General features: G+C 65.4%; 22 protein-coding genes and 2 tRNA genes. 10 read left to right on the top strand and 14 right to left on the bottom strand.

The window, feature by feature from the left end; translation table 11 throughout:
* Positions 1 to 6: 6 nt before the first annotated feature.
* Both ACFSCW_RS03860 and ACFSCW_RS03855 read right to left on the bottom strand, forming a co-directional pair.
* Positions 7 to 969 (bottom strand): diacylglycerol/lipid kinase family protein, encoded by a 963-nt coding sequence (locus tag ACFSCW_RS03860; protein ID WP_380887077.1) that lies wholly within the window; start codon positions 967 to 969, stop codon positions 7 to 9.
* Positions 969 to 1,463, bottom strand: coding sequence for a DUF2141 domain-containing protein (locus tag ACFSCW_RS03855; protein ID WP_380887075.1), 495 nt, complete (start codon positions 1,461 to 1,463; stop codon positions 969 to 971). Before ACFSCW_RS03855 ends, ACFSCW_RS03860 begins: the two co-directional genes overlap by 1 nt.
* 112 nt (positions 1,464 to 1,575) lie before the next feature.
* Here ACFSCW_RS03855 and lptF point away from each other — a divergent pair, with 112 nt between their 5' ends.
* Genes lptF through ACFSCW_RS03840 form a run of 3 tightly spaced genes read left to right on the top strand, consistent with a single transcriptional unit; the run spans position 1,576 to position 5,390 of the window.
* Positions 1,576 to 2,781, top strand: a complete 1,206-nt coding sequence (gene lptF / locus ACFSCW_RS03850; RefSeq protein WP_380887073.1) for an LPS export ABC transporter permease LptF — start codon at positions 1,576 to 1,578, stop codon at positions 2,779 to 2,781.
* Between the two features lie 3 nt (positions 2,782 to 2,784).
* A complete protein-coding gene (gene lptG, locus ACFSCW_RS03845; protein ID WP_380887071.1) occupies positions 2,785 to 3,879 on the top strand; it encodes an LPS export ABC transporter permease LptG in 1,095 nt (364 codons plus the stop codon).
* Positions 3,876 to 5,390, top strand: coding sequence for a lipopolysaccharide biosynthesis protein (locus tag ACFSCW_RS03840; protein ID WP_380887069.1), 1,515 nt, complete (start codon positions 3,876 to 3,878; stop codon positions 5,388 to 5,390). Before lptG ends, ACFSCW_RS03840 begins: the two co-directional genes overlap by 4 nt.
* Here ACFSCW_RS03840 and ACFSCW_RS03835 read toward each other — a convergent pair.
* On the bottom strand, positions 5,380 to 6,474 hold the full coding sequence (locus ACFSCW_RS03835; protein WP_380887067.1) for a fatty acid desaturase family protein: 1,095 nt from the start codon (positions 6,472 to 6,474) through the stop codon (positions 5,380 to 5,382). The genes ACFSCW_RS03840 and ACFSCW_RS03835 overlap by 11 nt on opposite strands.
* Before the next feature lie 88 nt (positions 6,475 to 6,562).
* On the opposite strand from ACFSCW_RS03835, the gene ACFSCW_RS03830 reads away from it, so the two are divergent.
* The 3 genes from ACFSCW_RS03830 (at position 6,563) to ACFSCW_RS03820 (ending at position 11,276) form a co-directional block, all read left to right on the top strand.
* On the top strand, positions 6,563 to 7,714 hold the full coding sequence (locus tag ACFSCW_RS03830) for an N-acetyltransferase (RefSeq protein ID WP_380887065.1): 1,152 nt from the start codon (positions 6,563 to 6,565) through the stop codon (positions 7,712 to 7,714).
* A gap of 338 nt (positions 7,715 to 8,052) precedes the next feature.
* Complete coding sequence (locus ACFSCW_RS03825; protein WP_380887063.1) at positions 8,053 to 10,611, top strand: Rne/Rng family ribonuclease; 2,559 nt, start codon at positions 8,053 to 8,055, stop codon at positions 10,609 to 10,611.
* Positions 10,612 to 10,796: 185 nt separating this feature from the next.
* Entirely contained in the window at positions 10,797 to 11,276 is a 480-nt protein-coding gene (locus ACFSCW_RS03820; RefSeq protein ID WP_380887061.1) for a hypothetical protein, read from the top strand.
* Between the two features lie 107 nt (positions 11,277 to 11,383).
* Here ACFSCW_RS03820 and ACFSCW_RS03815 read toward each other — a convergent pair whose 3' ends face one another.
* The 4 genes from ACFSCW_RS03815 to ACFSCW_RS03800 all read right to left on the bottom strand — a co-directional run bounded on the left by ACFSCW_RS03815 (position 11,384) and on the right by ACFSCW_RS03800 (position 14,066).
* Entirely contained in the window at positions 11,384 to 12,523 is a 1,140-nt protein-coding gene (locus ACFSCW_RS03815) for a mechanosensitive ion channel family protein (RefSeq protein WP_380887059.1), read from the bottom strand.
* Between the two features lie 53 nt (positions 12,524 to 12,576).
* Positions 12,577 to 13,554 carry a DNA topoisomerase IB gene (locus tag ACFSCW_RS03810; RefSeq protein WP_380890001.1) on the bottom strand — a complete coding sequence of 326 codons (978 nt, stop codon included), beginning with the start codon at positions 13,552 to 13,554 and terminating at the stop codon, positions 12,577 to 12,579.
* An 81-nt stretch (positions 13,555 to 13,635) separates the two neighbouring features.
* A complete protein-coding gene (locus tag ACFSCW_RS03805; protein WP_380887057.1) occupies positions 13,636 to 13,902 on the bottom strand; it encodes a hypothetical protein in 267 nt (88 codons plus the stop codon).
* On the bottom strand, positions 13,899 to 14,066 hold the full coding sequence (locus ACFSCW_RS03800; RefSeq protein ID WP_380887055.1) for a hypothetical protein: 168 nt from the start codon (positions 14,064 to 14,066) through the stop codon (positions 13,899 to 13,901). The genes ACFSCW_RS03805 and ACFSCW_RS03800 overlap by 4 nt, the downstream gene beginning before the upstream one ends.
* A gap of 98 nt (positions 14,067 to 14,164) precedes the next feature.
* Here ACFSCW_RS03800 and ACFSCW_RS03795 point away from each other — a divergent pair, with 98 nt between their 5' ends.
* Positions 14,165 to 14,800: a S24 family peptidase gene (locus tag ACFSCW_RS03795; RefSeq protein ID WP_380887053.1), complete on the top strand. Its 636-nt coding sequence runs from the start codon at positions 14,165 to 14,167 to the stop codon at positions 14,798 to 14,800.
* Positions 14,801 to 14,802: 2 nt separating this feature from the next.
* Here the strand turns inward: ACFSCW_RS03795 and ACFSCW_RS03790 are convergent, their stop codons facing one another.
* From ACFSCW_RS03790 to ACFSCW_RS03780, 3 genes are read right to left on the bottom strand one after another with little or no spacing between them, the layout of a single operon-like run.
* Complete coding sequence (locus ACFSCW_RS03790) at positions 14,803 to 15,396, bottom strand: hypothetical protein (RefSeq protein WP_380887051.1); 594 nt, start codon at positions 15,394 to 15,396, stop codon at positions 14,803 to 14,805.
* Positions 15,393 to 16,568, bottom strand: coding sequence for a M48 family metalloprotease (locus tag ACFSCW_RS03785; protein WP_380887049.1), 1,176 nt, complete (start codon positions 16,566 to 16,568; stop codon positions 15,393 to 15,395). The genes ACFSCW_RS03790 and ACFSCW_RS03785 overlap by 4 nt, the downstream gene beginning before the upstream one ends.
* A complete protein-coding gene (locus ACFSCW_RS03780) occupies positions 16,568 to 17,302 on the bottom strand; it encodes a hypothetical protein (protein ID WP_380887047.1) in 735 nt (244 codons plus the stop codon). Before ACFSCW_RS03780 ends, ACFSCW_RS03785 begins: the two co-directional genes overlap by 1 nt.
* A gap of 409 nt (positions 17,303 to 17,711) precedes the next feature.
* On the opposite strand from ACFSCW_RS03780, the gene recJ reads away from it, so the two are divergent.
* Both recJ and ACFSCW_RS03770 read left to right on the top strand, forming a co-directional pair.
* Positions 17,712 to 19,496 carry a single-stranded-DNA-specific exonuclease RecJ gene (gene recJ / locus ACFSCW_RS03775; RefSeq protein ID WP_380887045.1) on the top strand — a complete coding sequence of 595 codons (1,785 nt, stop codon included), beginning with the start codon at positions 17,712 to 17,714 and terminating at the stop codon, positions 19,494 to 19,496.
* An 88-nt stretch (positions 19,497 to 19,584) separates the two neighbouring features.
* Positions 19,585 to 19,659: transfer RNA gene (locus ACFSCW_RS03770), tRNA-Glu, on the top strand.
* A 302-nt stretch (positions 19,660 to 19,961) separates the two neighbouring features.
* Here ACFSCW_RS03770 and ACFSCW_RS03765 read toward each other — a convergent pair.
* Positions 19,962 to 20,036: transfer RNA gene (locus ACFSCW_RS03765), tRNA-Val, on the bottom strand.
* A 44-nt stretch (positions 20,037 to 20,080) separates the two neighbouring features.
* On the bottom strand, positions 20,081 to 20,458 hold the full coding sequence (cpdR, locus tag ACFSCW_RS03760) for a cell cycle two-component system response regulator CpdR (RefSeq protein ID WP_380887043.1): 378 nt from the start codon (positions 20,456 to 20,458) through the stop codon (positions 20,081 to 20,083).
* A gap of 136 nt (positions 20,459 to 20,594) precedes the next feature.
* Between cpdR and ACFSCW_RS03755 the strand changes: the two genes are divergently transcribed.
* Entirely contained in the window at positions 20,595 to 21,449 is an 855-nt protein-coding gene (locus ACFSCW_RS03755) for an N-formylglutamate amidohydrolase (RefSeq protein ID WP_380887041.1), read from the top strand.
* Between the two features lie 133 nt (positions 21,450 to 21,582).
* On the opposite strand, the gene ACFSCW_RS03750 is transcribed toward ACFSCW_RS03755, so the two are convergent.
* Positions 21,583 to 22,176 (bottom strand): cytochrome b, encoded by a 594-nt coding sequence (locus ACFSCW_RS03750; RefSeq protein WP_380887039.1) that lies wholly within the window; start codon positions 22,174 to 22,176, stop codon positions 21,583 to 21,585.
* Positions 22,176 to 22,949 carry a SapC family protein gene (locus ACFSCW_RS03745; RefSeq protein WP_380887037.1) on the bottom strand — a complete coding sequence of 258 codons (774 nt, stop codon included), beginning with the start codon at positions 22,947 to 22,949 and terminating at the stop codon, positions 22,176 to 22,178. Before ACFSCW_RS03745 ends, ACFSCW_RS03750 begins: the two co-directional genes overlap by 1 nt.
* Positions 22,950 to 22,995: the final 46 nt, after the last annotated feature.

Below are 22,995 nucleotides of genomic sequence, written 5' to 3'. Positions count from 1 at the left end.
CGGAACTTATGCTGCGAGCTTCAGGAACGGAACCGGTGCGGTGGTGCGCAGCACGATCGGCTTGTCGGCGCTTGTCTGGAACAGCTCGCCGTCCAAGATCACGTTCGACCGTTCGCCGGCGATCTCGATTTCGTCGCCCTGCTCTATATGCACACCCTGCAGCCGGTTGCGGCCCAGCCGTCCGCGGATGCTTGCGAACACCGCGCGGAACAGCGTGCCCGATCCCTGCTCGACCGCCATCAGCTTCAGCCGTCCGCCAGCACCCTCGGCCTTGCTTCCGAGCAGCAGCCGTTCGAGCGTGGTCACGATCAGCAAGGTGAAACGACCCGAGAATTGCCCGCCGCGCTTCAGTGACACGCTGACGGGCGACGGCCGCGGCGGCAAGAATGCGGCCCGGATTCCGAGCACGACCGACATGATTACCGCCAGCGCGGTCAGGAGATGGCTGAGCCCGTTCGGCAGTCCCAGCGGATAGATTTTGTTCCGGCAGAACAGGATCGAATCGGCCAGCCCCGCGCCGCCCAGGAACATGCCGAGCACCGGCCGGCTGTCATAGCCGTCGGAAAGCGCGATCAGCTCGCGGCGGACGATATGCGCGTCCAGGTCGGACTGGGCGAGTTCGACGATCTTCTCGAGCGCTTCTAGCGGATCGCCCTGCGCGCCCAGATCGAGCGCGATCAGGTTGGTTTTGCCGTTCGGCAGCACCGCGACCGGCGGCGGCGTCTCGCCGAAATGGCGGCCGCCATGCAGCTCGGTCAGCGCCGCCTGCACCGATCCGTCGCCGCCGTTGATCACGATGACCTTAGGGCTCACCCGCGCTATGGTGCGCATCGCGTCCGGAATCTGGCCGATCTCTTCCACTTCGTAATGGAATACGTCGGGGTGACGAGCGCAGTAGGCGCGGACGCGCGGCAAAAGGGCGCGGTTGCCCGTGGAGCGTGGATTGGAAAGGAGCGCGACGCAGGCCATCAGCCGCGCACAGGTCCGATAGACAGCCCGCTGCGATATTGCAGCGTGACGTCCACCGGCCTCACGCCACGTCCGACCTGGATCACCACGTCGTTATAGCTGGGCTTCAGGTGCAGCAGCGAAATATGCGGGTTGCGCGAAAAGCCGCCGCCGTCCGACCAGCCGGAGCGGCCGTTGCCGTCCTGATCGTGCCGCACCGCGACTGCATAATTGCCCGGGCCCGGAAGTGCCACGCACACGTCCATGCGTCCGGCCTTGGCGACCGGCACGTCGACGCGCTTCAGCTTCTTGCCCTTGGCGAGGAAGTCGGCGGGGTTGGAGCCATAGACCTGCACACGCAGCGTCCCCTGCCGCTCCTTGAAGCCGTCGACGCGAACCAGCAACGCGCTTTCGCCGCGCGCGCAGGCATCCGCATCGCCGAACATCGCCGATGCCGGAACGCTCCATGCCGCCGCGCCGAAGGCGGCCAGAAAAGCAACCGCAACTTTCTTCATGACCATCTCTACATCCGCGGCTATAGCGGACACGCCGCACCGCCACCTTGACACTGGCATCTGGTGGAGCTTTGCGGCCAAAACATGGTCGCAGGGCGTCTAGAATTCGAAGATGTTATCCGCTGTTGACCGATACCTTGCCCGGCTGATCGCCGTTCCGCTCTTCTCGACGCTCGTGATCGCGGCGATGTTGCTCGTGCTCGACAAGATGCTGCGGCTGTTCGACTTCGTCGCGCAGGAGGGCGGACCGGTCAGCGTCGTTTTCCGCATGCTCGCGAACCTTTTGCCCGAATATCTGTCGCTGGGCATTCCGATCGGGCTGATGCTTGGCATCCTGCTCGCTTTCCGGCGGCTCGCGACTTCGTCCGAGCTCGACGTGCTGCGTGCGGTAGGGCTCGGCTATGGCCGGCTGCTGCTGGTGCCGTATCTGTTCACGATCGCGCTGGCGATCCTGAACCTCGCGATTGTCGGCTTCATCCAGCCCAAGGCGCGCTACGCCTATGAGGGGCTGCAGTTCGAGCTGCGGTCGGGCGCGCTCGGCGCCTCGATCAAAGTCGGCGAGTTCACGACGCTCGGCCAGCAGATGACGGTGCGGATCGAACAGAGCCACAATCGGGGCGCCGACCTGTCGGGCATCTTCGTTCGCGCCGAAAGCAAGGGCGATCGCACGTTGGCCGTCACCGCCGAAAAAGGCAGCTTCCTGCGCACCGACGATCCCGACGTGATCATCTTCCGGCTGAAGAACGGCACGCTGGTCCACAACGAGCCCGGCTTCGTCACGCCGCGCGTGCTGAGCTTCACCTCGCACGACCTGCCGATCGATCTGCCCAAGGTCGAACGCTTCCGCAGCCGCGGCGGCAAGGAGCGCGAGCTGACCATTCCGGAGCTGGTCCGCATCGGCAGCAATTCCCACACCACGCCCGCGCAGCGCAACGAAAGCCGCGCCAATTTTCACTTCCGGATCGTCGAGGTCGTCTCGATGTTCCTGCTGCCGCTGCTCGCGGTGGCGCTCGCGGTGCCGCCCAAGCGGTCGACCTCGGCGCTCGGCGTGTTCCTCTCGATCGTGATCGTCGTCACCTATCACAAGGTGAACGAATATGCGCAGGGCATGGGCTCGCTCGGCCGCATCGACCCGTTGATCGCCTTATGGGTGCCGTTCCTCCTGTTCGCGGCGCTGGTCGGCTGGCTCTACTACCAGCTCGCCTATGTGCCCGGCGGCCAGCCGATTGGTGGGCTCGAGCGCGTCTTCAGCAAGGCCTTCACCGCCGTGCGCCGCTGGTTTCGGCTTGATCGCCGCAAGCGGGAAAGGCTCGCCTAAGCCGTGCAGTTGCAATTCTTCCCGTCGCGGACCGTTACGCTCTACACGGCGCGCATGTTCCTGGTGCGCTCGTTCGCGGTGCTTGCCGGGCTGGTGCTGATCCTGACGATGCTCGACCTGCTCGGCGAGTCCGATCGCATCCTCGGCTATCCCGGCAATGGCGAGCCGCAGCTCTGGACCTATGTCGGCCTGCGCGTGCCCCAGATCGTCGCGCGGTTTCTACCCTTTTCGGTGCTGCTCGGCACGCTGATCACGCTGATCACCTTGAACCAGAACAGCGAAGTCATCTCGATGAAGGCGTCGGGTCTCTCGGCGCACCAGATCCTGGCGCCACTGATCGTGGCGGGTCTGTTCGTTGCGGGCATTTCCTTCGTTTTCAACGAACGCGTGGTGGCGCGCTCAACCGCGACGCTCACCGCGTGGCAAAAGGCCAATTACGGCCCCTTGCCCAAAAGCAGCACGGTGCTCTCCAACCTGTGGGTGCGAAACGGCGAGGACCTGATCCGTGCCGAGCGCGCGATCGGCCGCGGCCGCGACACACGGCTGGAAGGCATCGCTATCTACGATCGCACCGGCAACACGCTGTCCCAGATTATCGAAGCCAAGGAAGGCCAATACATAGACGGCGCGTGGCGGTTGACTGGCGCGCGAAGGTTCGACGTGGGCACCGGCACCGAGAAAGAGCTCGGCACTGTCATGGCAGCACGCGGCGTCAGCCCCGATCGCTTCACCCTCGCCAATATCGACGCGGATGGCCTGTCATTCATTCAACTTCGCCAGGCTGTCGAGGACCTGAAGGCCGCCGGCCGCCCGACCAAGTCGCTCGAGGCGAGCCTGTGGCACAAGATTTCGGGACCCTTGAGCGCCGTGCTGATGCCTCTCCTGGGCGCGGTCGCCGGCTTCGGGCTCGCGCGCTCGGGTAAATTGTTCGTGCGCGCGGTGATCGGCATGGGGCTGGGCTTCGCCTATTTCGTCGCCGACAATTTCTCGCTCGCGATGGGCAATCTCGGCGCCTACCCGCCCTTGCTCTCGGCCTGGGCGCCGTTCCTTTTGTTCCTGCTGATCGGTGAGACCGTGTTGGTGCGAACCGAGGAGTGAGCGGAGCCGTCACCAACCGCGACGTCGCCCGTGGCGCTGGACTGGCCGCACTGGCCCGATTGGGCGCCCTGATTGAAGTCGTTTCCCAGCCCGCTTATACATGGCTGTTCGGAATCGCGACCTATGGCATCTACACGGTGCTTTGGGCGGCGGTGAACATCGTCGAGAACATCATCGACCTGTCGATGACCCAGGCGCTGCAGCGGATCGTCCCCACCGAAAGCGAGGAGGACGCGCACGCCTCCGTCCGGTTCGCGCTGCTCGTTTCCGTCATCCCCGCAGCCATGCTGGCGCTGGCCGCGACGATCTTCGCGGAGCCATTGGCGGCGACGCTCTCCGCCGCCCCCAAAGATCAGGCGCAGCTCCCGCTCGCGATCGCAATTTTCGCCTGGGCATTGCCACTCTGGACGTTCGTCGAGGTCTCGACCTCCGCCGCTCGCGCACGCCGCGCTTTTGGCCCGGAAATCCGGCTGCGCATCTTCTGGGAGCAAGTCGCCCGGCTCATCTTCGCAGTGGGCTTCTTCGCACTCGGAGCCCACAGCCTCGGCCTGCTGCTCGCGCACCTCGCATCGCTATTCCTGACCGCTCTGCTCTCCGCGCGCCTGCTCGGCCGCTATTACGATGCCCGGCTGTTGCTCACCGCCCCCGCATCGCCTCGCCTCCGGCGCGAGTTGCTAAAGACAGGTTTCGCGTTGCTACCCTCCGCGATCAGTCGGCGCCTGTTCAACGACTTGCCGGCGATCCTGCTCAACCTCGCCTTCCCCGCCGCGCGCGGCGCGACGGCCGCTGGCCTGTTCGGCATCGCGCGCAAGGTCTCGTCGGTGCCGCTGATCGTGCGCCAGGCGTTCCAGTATGTGCTGGCCCCGCTCGCCGCCGCGCAGGCCGCGCACGACCGCGCCGGCGTCGCCGCGCTCTACGGATTCGCGACGCGGCTCTCGATCGTGTTCGTCGTGCCCCTGTCGGCGCTGCTGATGCTGATCGCGTCCGATATCCTGAGCCTGTTCGCGCCCGAGACGGCGGCGGCGCTGCCGCTGCTCGTGATCCTCGTGCTCGGCCGCGCCGCCGAAGCTGTGGTCGGTCCGGCGACACCGGTCGTGGAGATGACCGGCCACCGCATCTTGCCGCTCCTCAACAGCGCGATCGGATTGGGCGCCTGGGCGGTGCTCGGCGCGGTGCTGGTGCCGACCCAAGGCGCGACCGGCATGGCTTGGGCCGTCAGTGCCGGTACCGTGCTGATCGCATGGGCCGCGACCGTCGAGCTTCGCCTTGCCGATGGCATCGTCGCGTTCGACGCGGCTGCAATGCGCGCCCTGCTCACCGCCCTGCTGCTGTCCGCGGTGCTGTGGATTGTGGGAAGCGCCCTACGTCCTTTCGGAGCGCCGGTGCGCGCGGTCGGGTTGTTGCTGCTCTTCTGGCCTGCGCTCTGGGCGACGCTCCGTGTCGGCCTGGCGCTCCCCGACCGTCAGGCGCTCGGCAAGACCGGGCGGCGAATAAAACTGGTCAGCGCTTAGCGCCACGCGTGATCGAGCTCAGCCCGATCTTCCACATCAGCCCCGGCAGCCCTTTGTAGTTCGCCTTAAAGTAAGGCGATGCCGGATCGAGCACCGCGCACAGCCGGCGGTGGGCGATCCCCAGATTGTGATAGGGCACGCTCGGCAGCAGATGGTGCAGCGCGTGGTAGCGCAAGCCCACCGGCGCCCACAGGCCCGGCAGCAAGGCAGGCGGCGGCACGTTGACGCTGTCCAGATATTGGGCGGTCACCGTCATCGGCTCGCCTTCGTTCTCCCACAGATGCGCGACAAGGGTCCGCACCTGGTTCAGCACCGCGACCGCCGAGGCGATGCCCATCATGATCAGGAACGCACGCAGCGGCAGCACCCCGGTCGCGACCAGAGCGACCAACGCGATCGCCCAAAGACTCGCGGCGATTTCCTGCTTGGTCCACAGCGCCTTCGCTTCGCCCTCGGGCGAACGGCGGCGGAATTCCGGATTGATCACCAGCCCCGAATAGCGGGCGACGACCGCCTCGCGCAGCTTCGGCGAGAGGAGCGACAGAGGCGCCAGCACGGCATAGCGGATGATGAGTCCGATCGGCGCCAGCGCCGCGATCAGGATGAAGGCCGGCAACGTCCAGGGCTTCATCAGCGCCAGCGGCAGATATTCGGGATCGTCGACCGTTCCATACCGTGTGCGCGCGTGGTGCAGATTGTGGACGCCTTCGTACATGAAGGACGGCACCATCATCGGCACGCCGATCAGCGCGTTCCAGCCCGCGCGAAAGCCCGGCACCGTCGAATGCTTCATGTGCGTCAGTTCGTGGATGAAGCTCTCCGCGCGATAGAGCGCGAGCACCGCGACCACGCCGAACGCGATCGCCCAGCCGACCGACCCCGCCAGGATTGTCGCGACCAGCGCCGCATAGCCGATTCCCGCAGAGGCGAGAAAATCCGTCCAATAAATCCGCGGATTGGCGGTGCTGTACTCGCGCGTCAGCTCCGCCGCCGCCTTCAGCAGCGCCGTATCATCGGCGATGCGCCGCTTGGGCGTTGGCGCATCCGCGGCCGGAGTCGCGTCAAAGGTCAAAGTCGTCGTCATTGGTTGGCCCACTTGCCCAACATAGTGGCGCAAGCGTGGCAAACAAAGGACTGGCGCGCGGCGCTTTCCCGCGTCACTTACGCAGCCCATGTCCGATATCCAGATCGTCTCCGTCAACGACCAGGCCGGTCGCAAGGCCTTTGTCGAGTACGCCTTCAAGCATTACGCGAACGATCCGAATTGGGTGCCGCCGCTGAAAGGCGAGGCCGTCGACATGATAACGCCGGGGAAGAACGCCTGGCTGACCCATGCCGAGCAGCAGCTCTTCCTGGCGAAGCGCGACGGCACGCTCGTCGGCCGCATTTCCGCCCATATCGACTTGCTCGCACTCGAACAGCCGCCCGAGCAGGGCTTCGGTCCAGGCACCGGTTTCTGGGGCTATTTCGACGCCGATGACGAGGCGACCGGCAAGGCGCTGATCGCCACCGCCGAGGACTGGCTGCGTTCCAAAGGGATGACCAAGGCACTGGGCCCCGTCAGCGCCTCGATCTGGGAAGAGCCGGGCTTGCTGATCCAAGGCCACGACCATCCGCCGACGGTGATGATGGGCCATCAGGATGCGCGCTATCGCGCGTGGATCGAGGCGCTCGGCTATGCCGGGGCCAAGGACGTCGTCACTTACGACCTGGACGTGACCAAGGGCTTTCCGCCGCTCGTGCAGCGCATCGTCGCTGCCGGCGAGAAGAACGCCCGCATCAACATCCGCAAGGTGGACAAGTCCCGCTTCGCCGAAGAGGCGGCGATCATCCTGCGCATCCTGAACGACGCCTGGTCCGACAATTGGGGGTTCGTGCCCCTGACCGACCCGGAGGTCGAGGAAGTCGGCAAGAAGCTCAAACCGATCGTGTTCGAGGACCTGATCTACATCGCCGAGGTTGAGGGCGAGCCGGTCGCCTTCATGATCACCCTTCCCGATCTCAACGAACCGCTGAAGCCACTTAATGGTTCGCTGCTGCCGTTCGGCTGGGCCAAGCTGCTGCTTTGGCTGCGAAAGCCGAAAGCGCGGACGATGCGCGTGCCGCTGATGGGCGTGGTGAAGCGCCTCCAGACCTCCCGCCTCGCTAGTCAGCTCGCTTTCATGATGATCGAATATTCGCGCCGCGCTGCCGTCGCGCATTACGGCGCTTCCCGCGGCGAGATCGGCTGGATCCTCGAAGACAATCAGGGAATGGTCGCGATCGCCGACACGATCGAGAGCAAGGTCAACAAGCTCTACCGAATCTATCAGAAACAGCTCTAACTTGCCCCCGGACCAAGCCGATGCTAGCAGTCGCCTGCCGAGCACCTATATTCGTTCGGCGCATTACGATCGGCCGCTACACGCGCCGGTCCCACAGGTTGATGTTGCAATGAGGCATTCTTTCCGCGTCCCGCATCGCACGGCCTTCGCCGTCGATTGCGCCCCGCGGACCCTTGGTTCGGGCTTTTCACCCCGGCATGCCGCTGCAGCAGAAGCGCTTTTTTCTATGTCCAGGCAATCGGGCGAAACGCGGACAGGGGCCGCGCCCACGCCCATTTTTACAGATCGCGCAGCCGCATGCCGCTCATGGAGCCGCGGCCGCGTCCGGAGAACAATAAATGACAACGCGCATGCTGATCGACGCGCGGCACCGGGAAGAGACCCGCGTTGCCGTCGTCAAGGGAAACCGCATCGAGGAGTTTGATTTCGAATCTGCCGAGCGAAAGCAGCTCAAAGGCAATATCTATCTCGCCAAGGTTACCAGGGTCGAACCGTCGCTCCAGGCGGCATTCGTCGATTATGGCGGCAATCGCCACGGCTTCCTGGCCTTCAGCGAAATCCATCCCGATTACTATCAGATCCCGAAGGAGGATCGCGAGGCGCTGCTCCGCGAAGAAGCTGAGCACGCCGAAGAAGAAGAGCGCCTCCGCGCGCGCGAGGAAGCCGAAGAGGATCACGACGAGGCAGGCGAAGGCGATGCCGAAGCGGACGACGATCATGGCGACGAGCACGAGGATGCACCGCGCCCCGAATCCGTCCATGGCAACGGCAACGGCTCGCACGACGAAGCCGTCGAATCCCTGCGCGAGCGCCGCATGCGCCTGCGCCGCCGCTACAAGATTCAGGACGTCATCCGTAGGCGTCAGGTGCTGCTGGTCCAGGTCGTCAAGGAAGAGCGCGGCAACAAGGGCGCGGCGCTCACCACCTATCTGTCGCTGGCCGGCCGCTATTGCGTGCTGATGCCGAACACCGCTCAGGGCGGCGGCATTTCGCGGAAGATCTCGAACGCCTCCGACCGCAAGCGGCTGAAGTCGATCATGGCGGAGCTGAAGCTGCCGCGCACGATGGGTTGCATCGTCCGCACCGCCGGCCTTTCCCGCACCAAGACCGAGATCAAGCGCGACTTCGATTATCTCGCGCGACTGTGGGACACGATCCGCGAGAACACGCTGAGCGCCTCCGCGCCCGCGCTGATCTACGGCGACAGCGATCTGATCAAGCGCGCGATCCGCGACATCTACAATCGCGACATCGACGAAGTGATCGTGGAGGGCGAGGAAGGCTATCGCGCCGCGCGCTCCTTCATGAAGCTGTTGATGCCCAGCCATGTGCGCCGCATCCAGGGCTATGCCGATCCGGTGCCGCTTTTCCAGCGCTTCGGCGTCGAGGACCAGCTCAGCCAGATGTACCAGCCGGTCGTGCAGCTCAAATCGGGCGGCTATCTGGTCATCAACCCGACCGAAGCTCTGGTTTCGATCGACATCAACTCCGGCCGCTCGACCCGCGAGCACGGTATCGAGCAGACCGCGGTCGCGACCAATCTCGAAGCCGCGCAGGAAATCGCCCGTCAGCTCCGCCTGCGCGACATGGCGGGCCTGGTCGTCATCGACTTCATCGACATGGAAAACGGCTCCAACGTCCGGAAGGTCGAGAAGGCGATGAAGGGCGCGCTCGCCAACGATCGCGCGCGCATCCAGGTCGGCCGCATCTCCAGCTTCGGGCTGATGGAAATGAGCCGCCAGCGCTTGCGCACCGGCGTGCTCGAGGCATCCACGCGCCCCTGCCCGCATTGCGAAGGCTCGGGCTTCGTCCGCACCGCGTCGTCCGCGGGTCTGTCGGCCCTGCGCTTGCTGGAAGACGAAGCGGCGCGCGGCCGCGGCTCGCTGCTGCTGCTCCGCGCCAGCTCGGAAGCCTGCTTCTACCTGCTCAACCACAAGCGGGCCGAGCTCGCCGAGATCGAGGACCGCTACGGCGTCCGCATCGAAGTGACGCCCTCGGGCGAGATCGAGGGCGCGCGCATGGCGGTCGAGGCCAGCGGCCCGCCGCCCGCCCATGCGCCGCGCTTCGAGCCGCCGCAGATCGCCTTCGACGATGACGATACGATCGTCGACGAGGACGAAGAGGAAGAGGTCGAAGCCGAGGAGCGCGAGGAACGCTCCGAAGGCGGCGATCGCGCGGAGCGTGGCGAAGGCGGCGGCCGTCGTCGCCGGCGGCGCCGTCGTGGCGGCCGCGGGCGCGAACAGGACGGCGAAGTGCAGAGCGGCGAGCCGGTGGGCGACGTCGAGGCTGAAGCCATCGATGCCGAAGACACCGTCGAGCAGCCCGGCACCGTTGAAGCCGCCGCGCACGAGGACGGCGAAGGCCGTCGTCGTCGCGGCCGTCGGGGCCGTCGCGGCGGACGGCGCCGGCGCGGTGGCGAGGAACAGGGCTTTGCCGAAGCAGCGCTGACCGCCACGGAGACCGCCGAAACGGTCGAAGCCGCGCCCGAGCCGGAGCCCGAGACTCAGCCGGAACCGATCGCGGAGGAAGCGCCGAAGCGCCGCCGCTCACGCAAGAAGGCCGACGACGCCGTGGCTGCTCCGGCCGAAGCCGAGGCTCCAGCCGCGGAAACGCCGCCGGCCGAAGCCGCGCCGAAGCGCACGCGCCGCCGCAAGGCCGACGCCGCGGTCGAAACGGCTGCCGAAGCGGCTCCCGTCGAACCGGAAGCCGAAGCAAAGCCGAAGCGCACGCGCCGCAAAAAGGCGGATGCTACGCCTGCCGAGGAAACGCCCGCGGCCGCTCCCGTCGCGCTCGAGAAGCCGGCCGAGCCCGTCGCCGCTCCCGAACCGGTCGAGGCTGCCAACGACCAGCCGGCCCGCAAGGGCTGGTGGCAGCGCACCATCACCGGCAAGTTCTGAGCTCTTATCCCTCTCCCGCTTGCGGGAGAGGGCACCTTCGTCGCACGAAACGTCACCTCCGCCGCTCCGACGACGGCCTTTCGCCCTTGGTCGAACCATGACTGCGCCTTCCTATGCGCAGTGGCACAGCGCGTCCCGGAACCGCCGCCCTATCGGGCCGGCACCGCGTTCAACCGGAGACGAGAATGTTGTTTCACCTGTCGATCGAAGCCGATGACGCTAAGCGCACCGCGGAAGTGCTGGCGGAAATCTGGGGCGGCACTGCCCTTCCTTTCCCGCCGGTCGGCTTTGGCTCCTGGATGGCGTTTCACGGCGCCGACAACGGCACGATGATCGAAGTCTATCCGCGCGGCACCACGCTCACCGAAACCGACAGCGATGCGGTCGGCACGATGGCGGACCGTCCGCGCGGCAGCGCCGTGCACTTCGCGATGTCCACGGACCGCTCCATGGAAGACATTTACGCCATCGCCGCCCGCGAGGGCTGGCGCGCCAAATATTGCAGTCGCGGCGGCAAATTCGGCGTTATCGAGATCTGGATCGACGGCTGCCAGATGATCGAGGTGCTGACGCCCGAAATGCAGCGCCAATATCTCGACTGCGTCACCGTCGCCAACTGGCGTGGCATGGTCGAGGCGATGGCTCCCGAGCTCCTCGCCGCCTGAGGATGTAAGTACACACCTAAGCTTCCCCGGAAGCGCCTTGCCCGGCCTGCCCCGGCCGGCAACCGCCTCTCCTCTCCCCGACCCGCAGGGAGGCGGGCCCCAGGACCCTATCCCTTCGGGTCGTGGGGCGGCGCGGGGGAAACGTCCTTGACCGGCTGCACGTCGGGATAAGGCATGATCAGTCTTCCATCGGGCGCCGCCGTGAACGGCGTCTGGCTGGGATAGGCAAAGTCGATCTTTTCTTCGGCGAACCGCTTCAGAATGGCCATGCCGACCCGGTGCCGGGCATCGTGGTAAGCCTGCATGTCGGGGCTCTCGACATCCCATTCGACTTCGAAGTCCAGCGTGCTCGCGCCGAAGCCGACAAAGCCGGCCCGGACGAACTGCTGCCCCGCACTCTCCACGATCTCGCGCAGAAGCGCCGGCAGCTTGTCCGCCCGCGCCGGATCGAGCTGCGAGACCACGCCCAACGTGAATTCGCCGCGGCGATGGGCGACGCGGCTGTTGTTGCGGATTTCCTTGTCCAGCAGGTTCTTGTTGGAAATCACCCGCTGCTCGCCGGTGACCGAGCGCAGCCGCGTCGATTTGAGGCCGATCGCCTCGACGGTCGCGTTGGTCTGGTCGTAGGCGATCGAATCCCCGCGGCGGAACGGCCGGTCGAACAGGATCGAAAGCGCCGCGAACAGGTCGGCGAAAATGCCTTGCGCGGCGAGGCCGATCGCGATGCCGCCGATGCCCAGGCCGGCGACCAGCCCCGTCACGTTCACGCCCAGATTGTCCAGGATCACGATTGCCGCGATCGCGAATAGCGCGACCGTCACCAGCAGCCGGATGATCCCCATCGCGCTGCCCAGCGTGTCGTGATCGCCGGCCGAGGTGCGATGCTCGACGAAACCCAGGATGATCTCGCGCACCCAGACCGCGACCTGAATCACGCTCGCGATCACGAATACGAAGTCGATCGTCTGCTGCAGCACCAGCGGCGGCTGGGCGTAGCCGTCGACCAGCTTGGCGGCCGTCGCGATGATGAACAGGTTGCCGGTCTTGTCGATCGCGCGGCCGAAGATCGTCGCCCAGCCTGTGCCAGTCCGGTCGCGCCGGCACAGCCGCGCGCCCAGCCCCCGGATCGCGTACAGCGCCATCACGATCAGCGTGCCGGCGGCCAGCCCGATCAGGATTTCCAGGAAATGCTGCTGCAGCCAGACCGCGGTGGCCGTGGTGAGTTCGGTCAGTTGCCGGCCGGCCATGTCGATGGCTCCGGCGGGGCTTTGGGTAGCGATGGGTCTTACTCCGTTATGGATCAGGCGGCGTCGCGCTGCTCGGCCCGAGCCTCGTCGAGCTGTCCGAGAAATGCAATCAGACCGCGCTCGTAACGATCGAGATAACGCATCGAACGCGGCAATTTCATGTTCGAATCCCAGTGCGCGCCGGATTTGGCGAGATCGATCAACGCCGGGTGGACATAGGATTTCCGCGCAATCGACGGAGTGTTGCCCAGTTCGTCCGAAACGATTTCGAGCATCTGCTTCAGCGAGACGTCCCCATGCGTGTCGAACAGCACGCGATAGGCGATCACGCTCGCTCCCCAGGTGCGGAAATGCTTGGCGGTGAAGTCCGCCTGCATCGCGTCCTTGATATACTGGTTGACGTCGGTCGACGTGACCGGATGCAGCTCGCCGGCTTCGTCGCACCAGCGGAACAGATGCTGGCCCGGCAGATCCTGCATCTTATTGACGAAGCGCAGCAGCGACCGGTCGCTGATCGTCAGCCGCCGCATCTTTCCGGACTTGGCGCGGAACTCGAGCTTCAGCGCACCGCCTTTCACGGCTGCGTGCCGCTTGCGCAGCGTGGTCGCGCCGAAGCTCTTGTTCTCCTGCGCATAGGCCTCGTTGCCGATCCGCACTTTCGAAAGGTCGAGCAGCCTCACCACGGCGGCGCAGGCCTTTTCCTTGCTCAGCCCCGACCGGGCCAGGTCCTTCTCGACCTCCGCGCGCAATCGCGGCAGCAGATGACCGAAGGCGGGGCAGCGATCATATTTCGCCGCTTCCTGCGCCGCCCGGAAATCGGGGTGATAGCGATATTGCTTCCGGCCGCGCTCGTCATAGCCGATCGCCTGGATATGCCCCGTGGGGTCGGGGCAGAACCAGGCGTTCGCATAGGCGGGCGGCAGGCCGACGCCGTTCAGCCGGTCGATCTCGTCGCGGTCGGTGATGCGTTTGCCGTCGGGCGCGAAATAGCCCCAGGCGCGGCCGAACCGCCTTCGCGTGATCCCCGGCATCTCGTCGTCGACAAAAGTGAGATGCGCAGTGCTGAGATCGGCCACGCGGGCAGGAATGCGTGGCGGCACAGCATGTTCCGGTCAGACCGCCTCGATCGTCAGCGCCTCGATCGAAATCCGCCCGCCGGATCGCGTCACCTGCACGTCGGCGACGATATGCCCCGGCAGCGCCAGCTCCGCTTCGTCGATGCCGGTCGGGTCGGGCGCGCCTTGGCACGTCAGCTCGTGCCGCGCCCCGGTGAACGTCACGCTCGCCCAGGGCTCCGACCGGCTGGCGAGCACCAGCAGGCCGGGATAGCGCGCGGTCAGCACGCGGATCAGCGCCCGATGCGGATCAGCGCGTCTCACCGGCTGCTTCCGATGAACGACTCGATGCGCTGCATCAGCCGCGTGCCGACCTCGCGCCCGCGCCGCATGTCGTGCACCAGCCGCGGGTCGCGCGCCACCTGGCGCCCGAACGCCGTCGGCGACATCCCGCTGCTTTTCAGAAAACGCTCTACTTTCCATAACATCCGCCACTCCCCTCCCCGACTCAAGCTCGATAGGAGTTTTCCTATTTCATAGGTAATTTCCTATTTGTCTAGGAGAATTCCTATGCTATGGATTTGGCATGGACGGCGAAGCCCGCGCTGCGCTCGACGCACTGATCCGGGAGAGGCGGGAGGATTACGCCTCGCTCTCGCGCCTGCTCAATCGCAACCCCGCTTATATTCAGCAGTTCATCAAACGCGGCGTCCCAAAGAAACTCGACGAGGAAGACCGTCGCACTCTCGCCCGCTATTTCGGCGTCAGCGAAGCCCTGCTCGGCGGCCGCGAGGATGAAGGCGAGGAACTGATCTCGGTCTCCGTCCTCGATGTACAGGCCTCGGCTGGCCACGGCGCCTTCGCCCATGACGAACGCGCCCGCGCCCGCATGCGCTTCGACCCGAGCTGGCTGCGCGGGCTGAAGCTCGATCCGGCCCAGCTTTCAGTGATTCAGGTAACCGGCGATTCGATGTCGCCCACCCTCGCCGACGGCGACGACATCCTCGTCGATCTGAGCGATGCGGGCGCCAATGTCCGCGACGGCATCTACGTCCTCCGCCTCGACGGCGCGCTCAACGTCAAACGCCTGATCGTCGACCGCGCCCGCAGGCGGGTCTCAGTCAAGAGCGACAACCCCGCCTATACAAGCTGGCCCACCCTCGACCTCTCCCGCTTGGACGTGATCGGCCGCGTGGTCTGGGCAGGACGGCGGCTGCGATAACCTCAGTTCAGCTTGGCGCTGTCCATGATCGCCTGCGCCTTGGCGAGATGCGCGTCGAAATAGTGCAGCGCAGCCGCCGTGTAGCTGATCATGTAAAGCTTGCCGCCGACGATCGCTCCCCGCGCCTCGCCTTTCCGAGTCAGCTCCTCGTCGGGCTTGGTGAAGTGATAGGCGAACCGGAAACCCGGATGTCCCGCGAAGCTGGCCGGCTCCATGGAATCGATCGCGAAATCGGGCGATCCGGTCAGGATGCGCTGGGTCTGCTCGTACGCCTGAGCGACATCCGGCGCCAACATTGCGCTGCCGAACTTCGGCAAAGGCTGCCGCTTCTTGTCGCGCTCCTTGGCGAGCGGCTCGCCGTTCGCGACGCCTCCGACAAACTCGACCTGATCAAGGATCGGCCCGTCGAAGCTCCATGTCTCGCCCTTTTTCGACGGACGGACGGAAGTCATGTTCCAACCCTGACCTGGAACGACAGTCATCGCGCTATTGGCCACGGAGACCCGCGCCGTCGCCGGCATCAACGTCCATTTCGCGTAGAGCGGCGCGGCCACAACGGACGCGGCCAGCACAACACCGAGCACATGCTTGTTCATCGCGATCCCCCAATCATCGAAAGCATCGCCTTGTCGGATGCGTCCGGGTTATGTTTCAGATATTCGTCGATGGCCGTCTTGGCCCCCACCGCGTCTCCGGTTCGGGCAAGTGCCAGCCCCAGCCCGCGCCATGCACCGGCCGGGGCGTCGGCTTTTGCGGTCGCCTCGCGATAGAAGGCGGCTGCTTGCTCAAAGTCGCCCGCCTTCCCCCGAAATCTGTAAAGCTCTCCGCGCGCGTAGAGGAGTTGGCCTGACCAATTGTCATGCGCGAGGTTTTTAAGCAGGAATTCGCTCGTACCGAAATCGTTCAGCTTGATCTGATCCTCGATTAGCATCGGCCATATATTCGACAGAGCTACGCGAAGCTCACTTGTCCCGACATAACTGTTATCGGCCCCGACCTTATCTGCGGCCGCCTTCAGATATGTCATGCGCTCGACGTCCATCGGGTGCGTTGAGAATGGGCCGCGATAGGCGTCCTTGGTCGTACGGACACCCAATGCCGCAGCCCTTGCGTCTTCTTCTTCCCGCATGTGCGCCCACACTTCGCTGGCGCAGGCCGTCCGATATCCGGCCCGCCCGATCAGAGCCAGTCCGTCCAGGTCTGCCTCGCGCTCGTGATCACGTTGATAGCTGAAGTGGCTTGCCCATAGGGTCGGCCCGACGTTCACGGACGATCCAGCTCCTATGGCAAGAACCGTTATCCAGTTGACCCAGCTGGCTGTATTCCGGAGGCTCTTCAGTCGGGCCAAGCTATGGCGACGTTCGAAATGGCCAAATTCGTGACCAATGACTGCGGCGAGTTCGGCCTCATCCTGAACGCGCAACAACATTCCGGTGTGGATAACCATAAAGCCGTTTGGCGCCATACTGGCATTCGGAATGGGATTGCGAACGATGTAGAGTCTGACCCGGGCGCAATTTTCGTCACCGACAATTCGGCACAGAATGTGACGGACATACGCATTTGCGTTGGTGTCTTTCACCAACAGCTTTGACGTTTTGATTTGTCGTTCCAGCTCCTCGAACTGCAGCCACAGCCCCTGTTCGTCCGTACCAACCGGCTTGTAATCGGCCGCGGCGGGCGATCCGATGGGCTGAGACTCCTTGCCGGCGGACGGCGAGGGCACAGCGAGGCCGCACAACATTGCCGCCAACAGGCGAGCGCGCATCACTGACCTCCCGCCGCCGCCGCACCTCCGGGCTGCGGGAAGTCCTCGATCAACTGTGAAACGCGCCTCGCGGCGCCTTCGGCATCACGGACGTCTCCGCCCATTTTGAAATCGGCGTTCATCCAGACCAGATCGCCGGTCTTCAGATCGACGAGACCGGCATAACCGGTATGGACGCCGGAACTCACGCCCACCCCTGCAATACCGGCTGCGAAGAGCTGCAGCATCTTGCGGCCAGCCGAGCCATATGCATCGTTCGTGGTAATGAAGAGGCCGTAATCGCCTCCGCCGAGCGCGGCGAGTCGCGACACGTCGGGGCCCAGCGTAAACTCGAACCCGGTCACCTTGCTGGGCAGACGATTGCCCTTGAATAGCCGATGCTGAAGCACAGTATCGGCGACGCCGCGAAACAGCGCCCGATACTCGGAGAGAAGCACAGCGTTCTCGCCTTCCAGTTCAGGCATGAACACGACATCGCTTGCCCCGCCCGGCTTCGCCGCCACCAACGCGTCCGCGAGAAACTTGCGGGCGCTGCTCGTCCATTCGGCATTGTTGGTGACCACGCCCCCCGCCGATTGGGATCCGACCTTCACGTCCGGGCGAAACACCAGGATGCGGATCGGCTTTCCGGCCGGTAGCGCAAAACCCGGTTTGGTCGCCGCCTTTTCCTGAGCCAGCGCCGGAGCGGCCGCAACAAAAGCGCAGGCGAACGCCAGCGCGCACAATGATTTCATGATTTTGCCCCCTGTTCGTACGCGGAAGCTAAACGGGACGGATCACGGCACGCAAGACAGATTTTGCGCCATTCTCGGGGCTTTGATGGCTAATGATTGCTTAAGCTGCCGCCCGGTTACGCCTCGTTGGCAAATGGCGGTGCGACCCTGCTGCTCAAACGGTCGTTCGGCCCCGCCTCACTTGAAAGCAAGCCCCGCGTGCTAGATTCGGCAGATCGATGATGTAAACCGGAATCGGCCGGTTTCCTGCCGTTCAGCGGACACTCAACCGAACGGGGCAAGATGGCGTTCCGGTCGCTTTGATATGCGTCAGCGAGATTCCTGAACTCACGAAGCTGTGGGTGAAGAAGCGTTCGCCCTTGTCCTCGGACTCCAGGTGATTCAAAGCTTGGGCCGGAGAAGAGCGGGCATGAACTTCATCACTTCCGAGCCGCGGCTGGCGCTGGGCGTGAAGCGCTCCATGTTGGGCCAGCCCTGGCATTGGCGCGGGCTGCCGGCGGACGGGCTCGACGCCGGGTTCGCGCCCGACGATCTGGTGACGCGCCTGCTCCTCACCCGCGGCTGCGCCCGCGACGCGATTGAGGCCCACCGCGCGCCAACAATCCGTGGCTTCATGCCCGATCCATCGATCTTCCGCGACATGGACAAGGCCGCCGCCCGTGTCGCCGACGCCGTGCAGGCGGGCGAACCGGTCACCATCTTCGGCGACTATGATGTCGACGGCGCAACCTCGGCAGCGCTGCTGATCCGCCTGCTCCGCCAGCTCGGCCTTCGCCCGGCCGCCTACATCCCCGACCGACTGATGGAAGGCTACGGCCCGTCGGGCGAAGCGCTGGTGCGGATCGCCGGCGGCGGCACGCGGCTGATCGTCACGGTCGATTGCGGTGCCCAGGCATTCGAGGCGCTCGACATGGCGCGCGCCGCGGGCGCCGAGGTGATCGTCGTCGACCACCACAAATGCGCCGCCGAGCTGCCGGCGGCCTATGCGTTGGTGAACCCCAATCGCCTCGACGAAGGCGAAGGCGCAACGCACGGCCATCTTGCCGCAGTGGGCGTTGCATTTCTGCTCGGCGCCGCACTGCTGCGCGAGCTGCGCAGCCGGAGCTTCTTCGCCGATCGCCCCGAACCGAAACTGATCGATCTGCTGGACCTGGTTGCGCTGGGCACGGTCGCCGACGTCGCGCAGCTCCGCGGCCTCAACCGCGCATTCGTCGCCCAGGGCCTGAAGGTCATGGCCGGCCGCCGCAATATCGGCCTGGCTGCGCTGGCTGAAGCTGCTCGACTGACCCGCGCGCCGCTCTGCCACGATCTCGGCTTCGCCTTCGGCCCGCGGATCAACGCCGGCGGCCGCGTCGGGAAGTCCGACCTCGGGGTGCGCCTGCTCACCACCGAGGACGCGGCCGAGGCGCGGGAAATCGCCGCCGAGCTCGACCGGCTGAATGAAGAACGCCGCGCAATCGAGGCCGAAGTCCAGCAAGCGGCCGAAGCAGCGTGTCAAACGGCCAGCGAGCCTGCCGTGCACATCGCCGCTGGCCATGGCTGGCACCCAGGCGTCATCGGCATCGTCGCCGGCCGACTGAAGGAAAAGCTCGGCCGACCGGCGATCGTGATCGCCATCGACGAGACCGGCACGGGCAAAGGCTCCGGCCGGTCGATCGCCGGCGTCGATCTCGGCGCAGCGGTGCTGGCCGCAAAGGATGCCGGCCTGCTGATCGCGGGCGGCGGCCATGCGATGGCGGCCGGCCTCACCGTCGCCGCCGACCGCATAGACGCATTCCGCGCTTTTCTCGAAGAGCGGCTCGCCGAGGATGTTGCGCGAGCCGCGTCGCAGCGCGCGCTGCAGCTCGACGCCTCGCTCAGCCCACGCGGACTGACCCCGGAGCTTGTCGACTCGTTGGAGCAGGCTGGTCCTTACGGCGTCGGCTGGGCCGCCCCGCGCATCGCCGCCGGACCGGTGCGCGTTATCAAGGCTGATGTCGTCGGCAACGGCCATGTCCGCGCGATCCTTTCGGGCGACGATGGCGCGAGCCTCAAGGCGGTCGCCTTCCGCGCCGCCGATGGCGAGCTTGGGCAAGCGCTGCTCGGTGCACCGAAGGACCGCAAGCTCTGGGTCGCCGGCCGCCCCAAGCTCGACGACTGGGGCAGCACGCCCAAGGCCGAGCTCCATCTCGACGACGCCGCCTGGTGCGGTTGAAGACTACCAGCCGGACTATCCAGCGGCCGCCGCCGATCCGCTTGACCGGCACGCCCTGATTCAATAGGGCGCGCGGACCACGCTTTATGGCCCCTTCGTCTAGCGGTTAGGACGCGGCCCTTTCACGGCTGAAACACGGGTTCGATTCCCGTAGGGGTCACCACCCTTGAAAATATTAGGTTTTCTTGAGGGTGCGGCGAGCGGTTTCCCCCCGATAGGGAACGATTTTCCCCCCGGTGACAGCCTCGGCCGAACCGAAGCTGAGACCAGCTGACGCCAATCTGCTCCAGCACCCGCGCCGGAAAGGCAGCGCACGCATTTAGCGGCCTGTCATCTCAAGACGGAATTCGCGTTAAAACAGCGATTTACACCGGAGTTACGCCACGGTTCACCGGGATCGCCACCGGAAATCTGATCGGGTATATTCTACCCGATCAGATTTCTAGCGCCTTCTCAGAAGGATAGTGGTGGGCGCGGCAAGGATTGAACTTGCGACCCCTGCGATGTCAACACAGTGCTCTACCACTGAGCTACGCGCCCACGGAGGGCGGCCTGTAACGGAGCCGCCCAGGGCTTGCAAGCCGTCAGTTGAGGCCGCTGGCGCTGCCGATGTCGAACAGCCGGTCCACTTCCAGCACCAGGTCGCGCAGGTGGAACGGCTTGGAGAGAACCTTGGCTTGCGGCACGGCCTTCCCCGCCTTCAGCGTCACCGCCGCAAAGCCGGTGATGAACATCACGCGCATGTCCGGCGCAATCGCGCCGGCGCGCTGGGCAAGCTCGATGCCGTCCATTTCCGGCATCACGATGTCGGTCAGCAGCAGGTCGAATCGTTCCTGCTCGATCAGCGGCAGCGCCGCCGTGCCGCGATCGACAGACGTCACCGAATAGCCGGCCCGCTCCAGCGCGCGCTCCAGGTACTGGCGCATCGCCGTATCGTCTTCGGCCAGCAGAATTCGGATCATTGACAGCCTCATCGCGCCGCTTCCCAACGCACGAGAAGCAATCCGCGGTGCGAGTTATGCGCGAGATGATTAATTTTTTCTAGGCGCTGCGCCAAAACGTTGCCGCCGTGCGACGCCGTCCCTAGCAATGACGGCGATGGCGCTTCCGAATCCCGCCTTCGAATTGACCGGCGCCGATCTTGGCGGCCCGGTCATCCTGTCGGTGCCGCATGCCGGCCGGCTCTACACGCCCGAGCATCGCGCGAAGCTGCGGCCGCCGGCCGAAAGGCTGATCGCGCTGGAGGACCGGTTCGTGGATGCCGTCGCCGCGGATGCCGGCGCGCCGACGGTGATTGCCCTCGCGCCGCGCGCCTGGATCGACCTCAACCGGCATGAAGCGGAGATCGACCCCGGCCTCGTCGAAGGCGCGGTCGCGTCGCGGCTGATGATGACGCCGAAGGTGCGCAGCGGCCTTGGCCTGATCCCGCGCCGGCTGACCGGTGTCGGTGAAATCTGGCGCGGACGCCTGTCCCTGCGCGAAGTCGAGCAGCGAATCTCCGAGCATCACCGCCCCTATCACGCCATGTTGGCGGCACAGCTCAACGACGTGGCGCGGAACTACGGCGTGGCGATTCTGGTCGATCTCCATTCGATGCCGCCGCTGGGCCGGACCGGCGAAGCGGACTCGCCGCAGGTCGTTATCGGCAACCGGTTCGGTCATAGCGCGGCACCCTGGATCACTGCGCGAATCGGCGCGACCTGTGCTCGCTTCGGGCTGAGCTGGCGGGAAAACAGTCCTTACGCCGGCGGCCATGTCGTCGAACGGCACGGCGCCCCGGCGAAAGGCGTGCACGCCGTTCAGGTAGAGCTGGATCGCGCGCTGTATCTCAATGCCTCGCTCGACCAGTGCGACCCCGAAAAACTCGCCTTCAGCCAAGGGTTTGTGCGGGAACTGATCGCCGATCTCGGCGCCGCGGCGCTCGACAGCGGCCTGCCTCTGGCAGCGGAATGAAAAAACCGCCCCGTGCAATGCACGGAGCGGCCAAGGTTCAGGGAGGAACACGCCCGAAGGCGTGATGACACCGGGGAGAAAGGGGGGGAACTCCCGGGCGTCACATGCTAAATTAGTGAAGGGGAAAAGGGTTTCAAGCCTTTTCGGAAAAACTAGGGGCTGGCGCGGCGGCCGGCCACATTCGCGCGATCAGTCGCGTATTGTCGAGGAAATGGTGCTTCAGCGCCGCCGCGACGTGCAGCACGATCAGCGCGATCATCACATAGCCCAGAATCTCATGCGCTTCGTGCATCGAGCCGCCCAGCGCCTTGTTGCCCTGGACGGGCAGATAAGGCAGCCCGAACAGCCCGTACCAACTGAACGGCTTTCGCGTAGCGGCGGCCGAGATCATCGCCCATCCGGTCAGCGGCATCACGACCATCAGCACATAGAACAGCCAATGGACGATTCGCGCACCGACCGCTTCCACGCGCCTGATTCCGGACGGAAAGGGCGGCGGCCGGTGAACCAGCCGCCAAACCAGCCGCAAGATGCTCAGCACCAGAATGGTCAGGCCCGTCGCCTTGTGGGTCTGGATGGCGAACGCGCGCGCCGGCCCGTGCCAGCCGTCGGTGACCAGCGCGAGCGAGATATTGATGATGATCAGGGCCGCGATCACCCAGTGAAACAGGATCGCCCCGCTGGAATAGCGGGAGCGGGTCGCACCGGGCTCCTGCGGCCGCTGCATCAGGCGGCGACGCCCACCGGCGGCACTTTGCCCTGGGCAGCCTGGCGGCCGTAGACATCGCGCATCAGATCGAGCGAGAAGAGGTGCGCCATGATCAGCGTCAGCATGCCGTTCTGCGTCATCTTGCGCAATTGATCGCCGCGCAGGTCCCGAAGCTTCTCTTCATTGACCATCTTGAAGCCGCGATAGATGTGCGGCTGCGCAGCGCCTTCCGCCTGGATCGAGACTTCGCCGTCCATCAGCAGGTCGAGATCCTGCAGTTCCTTGACGAACCCGCCGGTGCGCTGGGCGCCCTGCTCGAACGATTCGCAAAAGTTCAGGATGTCGCGCGTGCCCTGCGTCGGCTGGCCGTTCTCGAAAAGCTTGACCGCATCGCCGTCCGGCCCGACCGCGCCCGAGGTGGGGTCGAAGCAGAGCGACAGCTCTTCCTGGTTCGGCCCGAGCTGGGCAAGCATGAACGGATAGCGGCGGATATAGGCCGGCACATAGACCGGCTGGGTGAACTTGCCTTCCTCGTCCAGGAACACGTTCACGCCTTCGTTCAGGCCCATCAGCGCCAGCGGTACCGGGTTCTCGGCATCGGCGAAGATGATCGGGAAAGTGCGCTGCACCTGCACGAACTCGTCGACGATGACCGGCACGGCGTGCACGTTCTTCAGGAACGTCGCGCCGCTCAGCGCCTTGGTGCCCCAGGTGGCGTGCTGTTCCGACGAGAGCGGAACAAGGTCGTTGTAAAGAATGGGAAGGCCGGTGGCCTGGGGCACGCTCGCCATGAAAAACTCCGAAAAAATGCCTTGGGCGTCCGCCCGTTGGCTCGCG

This window comes from Sphingomonas tabacisoli, from assembly GCF_042678385.1.
Classification (GTDB): Bacteria; Pseudomonadota; Alphaproteobacteria; order Sphingomonadales; family Sphingomonadaceae; genus Sphingomonas_B; species Sphingomonas_B tabacisoli.
The sequence above is the reverse complement of the archived record's forward strand: the minus strand, read 5'-3'. Positions and strand labels throughout refer to the sequence as shown.

Excerpts from the sequence above, each read along its gene's own strand:
- ACFSCW_RS03860 (WP_380887077.1), bottom strand. The coding sequence starts at position 969 with ATGGCCTGCGTCGCGCTCCTTTCCAATCCACGCTCCACGGGCAACCGC.
- ACFSCW_RS03855 (WP_380887075.1), bottom strand. The coding sequence starts at position 1,463 with ATGAAGAAAGTTGCGGTTGCTTTTCTGGCCGCCTTCGGCGCGGCGGCA.
- lptF (WP_380887073.1), top strand. The coding sequence starts at position 1,576 with ATGTTATCCGCTGTTGACCGATACCTTGCCCGGCTGATCGCCGTTCCG.
- ACFSCW_RS03835 (WP_380887067.1), bottom strand. The coding sequence starts at position 6,474 with ATGACGACGACTTTGACCTTTGACGCGACTCCGGCCGCGGATGCGCCA.
- ACFSCW_RS03830 (WP_380887065.1), top strand. The coding sequence starts at position 6,563 with ATGTCCGATATCCAGATCGTCTCCGTCAACGACCAGGCCGGTCGCAAG.
- ACFSCW_RS03825 (WP_380887063.1), top strand. The coding sequence starts at position 8,053 with ATGACAACGCGCATGCTGATCGACGCGCGGCACCGGGAAGAGACCCGC.
- ACFSCW_RS03820 (WP_380887061.1), top strand. The coding sequence starts at position 10,797 with ATGTTGTTTCACCTGTCGATCGAAGCCGATGACGCTAAGCGCACCGCG.
- ACFSCW_RS03815 (WP_380887059.1), bottom strand. The coding sequence starts at position 12,523 with ATGGCCGGCCGGCAACTGACCGAACTCACCACGGCCACCGCGGTCTGG.
- ACFSCW_RS03810 (WP_380890001.1), bottom strand. The coding sequence starts at position 13,554 with ATGCCGGGGATCACGCGAAGGCGGTTCGGCCGCGCCTGGGGCTATTTC.
- ACFSCW_RS03800 (WP_380887055.1), bottom strand. The coding sequence starts at position 14,066 with ATGTTATGGAAAGTAGAGCGTTTTCTGAAAAGCAGCGGGATGTCGCCG.
- ACFSCW_RS03795 (WP_380887053.1), top strand. The coding sequence starts at position 14,165 with ATGGACGGCGAAGCCCGCGCTGCGCTCGACGCACTGATCCGGGAGAGG.
- ACFSCW_RS03790 (WP_380887051.1), bottom strand. The coding sequence starts at position 15,396 with ATGAACAAGCATGTGCTCGGTGTTGTGCTGGCCGCGTCCGTTGTGGCC.
- ACFSCW_RS03785 (WP_380887049.1), bottom strand. The coding sequence starts at position 16,568 with ATGCGCGCTCGCCTGTTGGCGGCAATGTTGTGCGGCCTCGCTGTGCCC.
- ACFSCW_RS03780 (WP_380887047.1), bottom strand. The coding sequence starts at position 17,302 with ATGAAATCATTGTGCGCGCTGGCGTTCGCCTGCGCTTTTGTTGCGGCC.
- recJ (WP_380887045.1), top strand. The coding sequence starts at position 17,712 with ATGAACTTCATCACTTCCGAGCCGCGGCTGGCGCTGGGCGTGAAGCGC.
- cpdR (WP_380887043.1), bottom strand. The coding sequence starts at position 20,458 with ATGATCCGAATTCTGCTGGCCGAAGACGATACGGCGATGCGCCAGTAC.
- ACFSCW_RS03755 (WP_380887041.1), top strand. The coding sequence starts at position 20,595 with ATGGCGCTTCCGAATCCCGCCTTCGAATTGACCGGCGCCGATCTTGGC.
- ACFSCW_RS03750 (WP_380887039.1), bottom strand. The coding sequence starts at position 22,176 with ATGCAGCGGCCGCAGGAGCCCGGTGCGACCCGCTCCCGCTATTCCAGC.
- ACFSCW_RS03745 (WP_380887037.1), bottom strand. The coding sequence starts at position 22,949 with ATGGCGAGCGTGCCCCAGGCCACCGGCCTTCCCATTCTTTACAACGAC.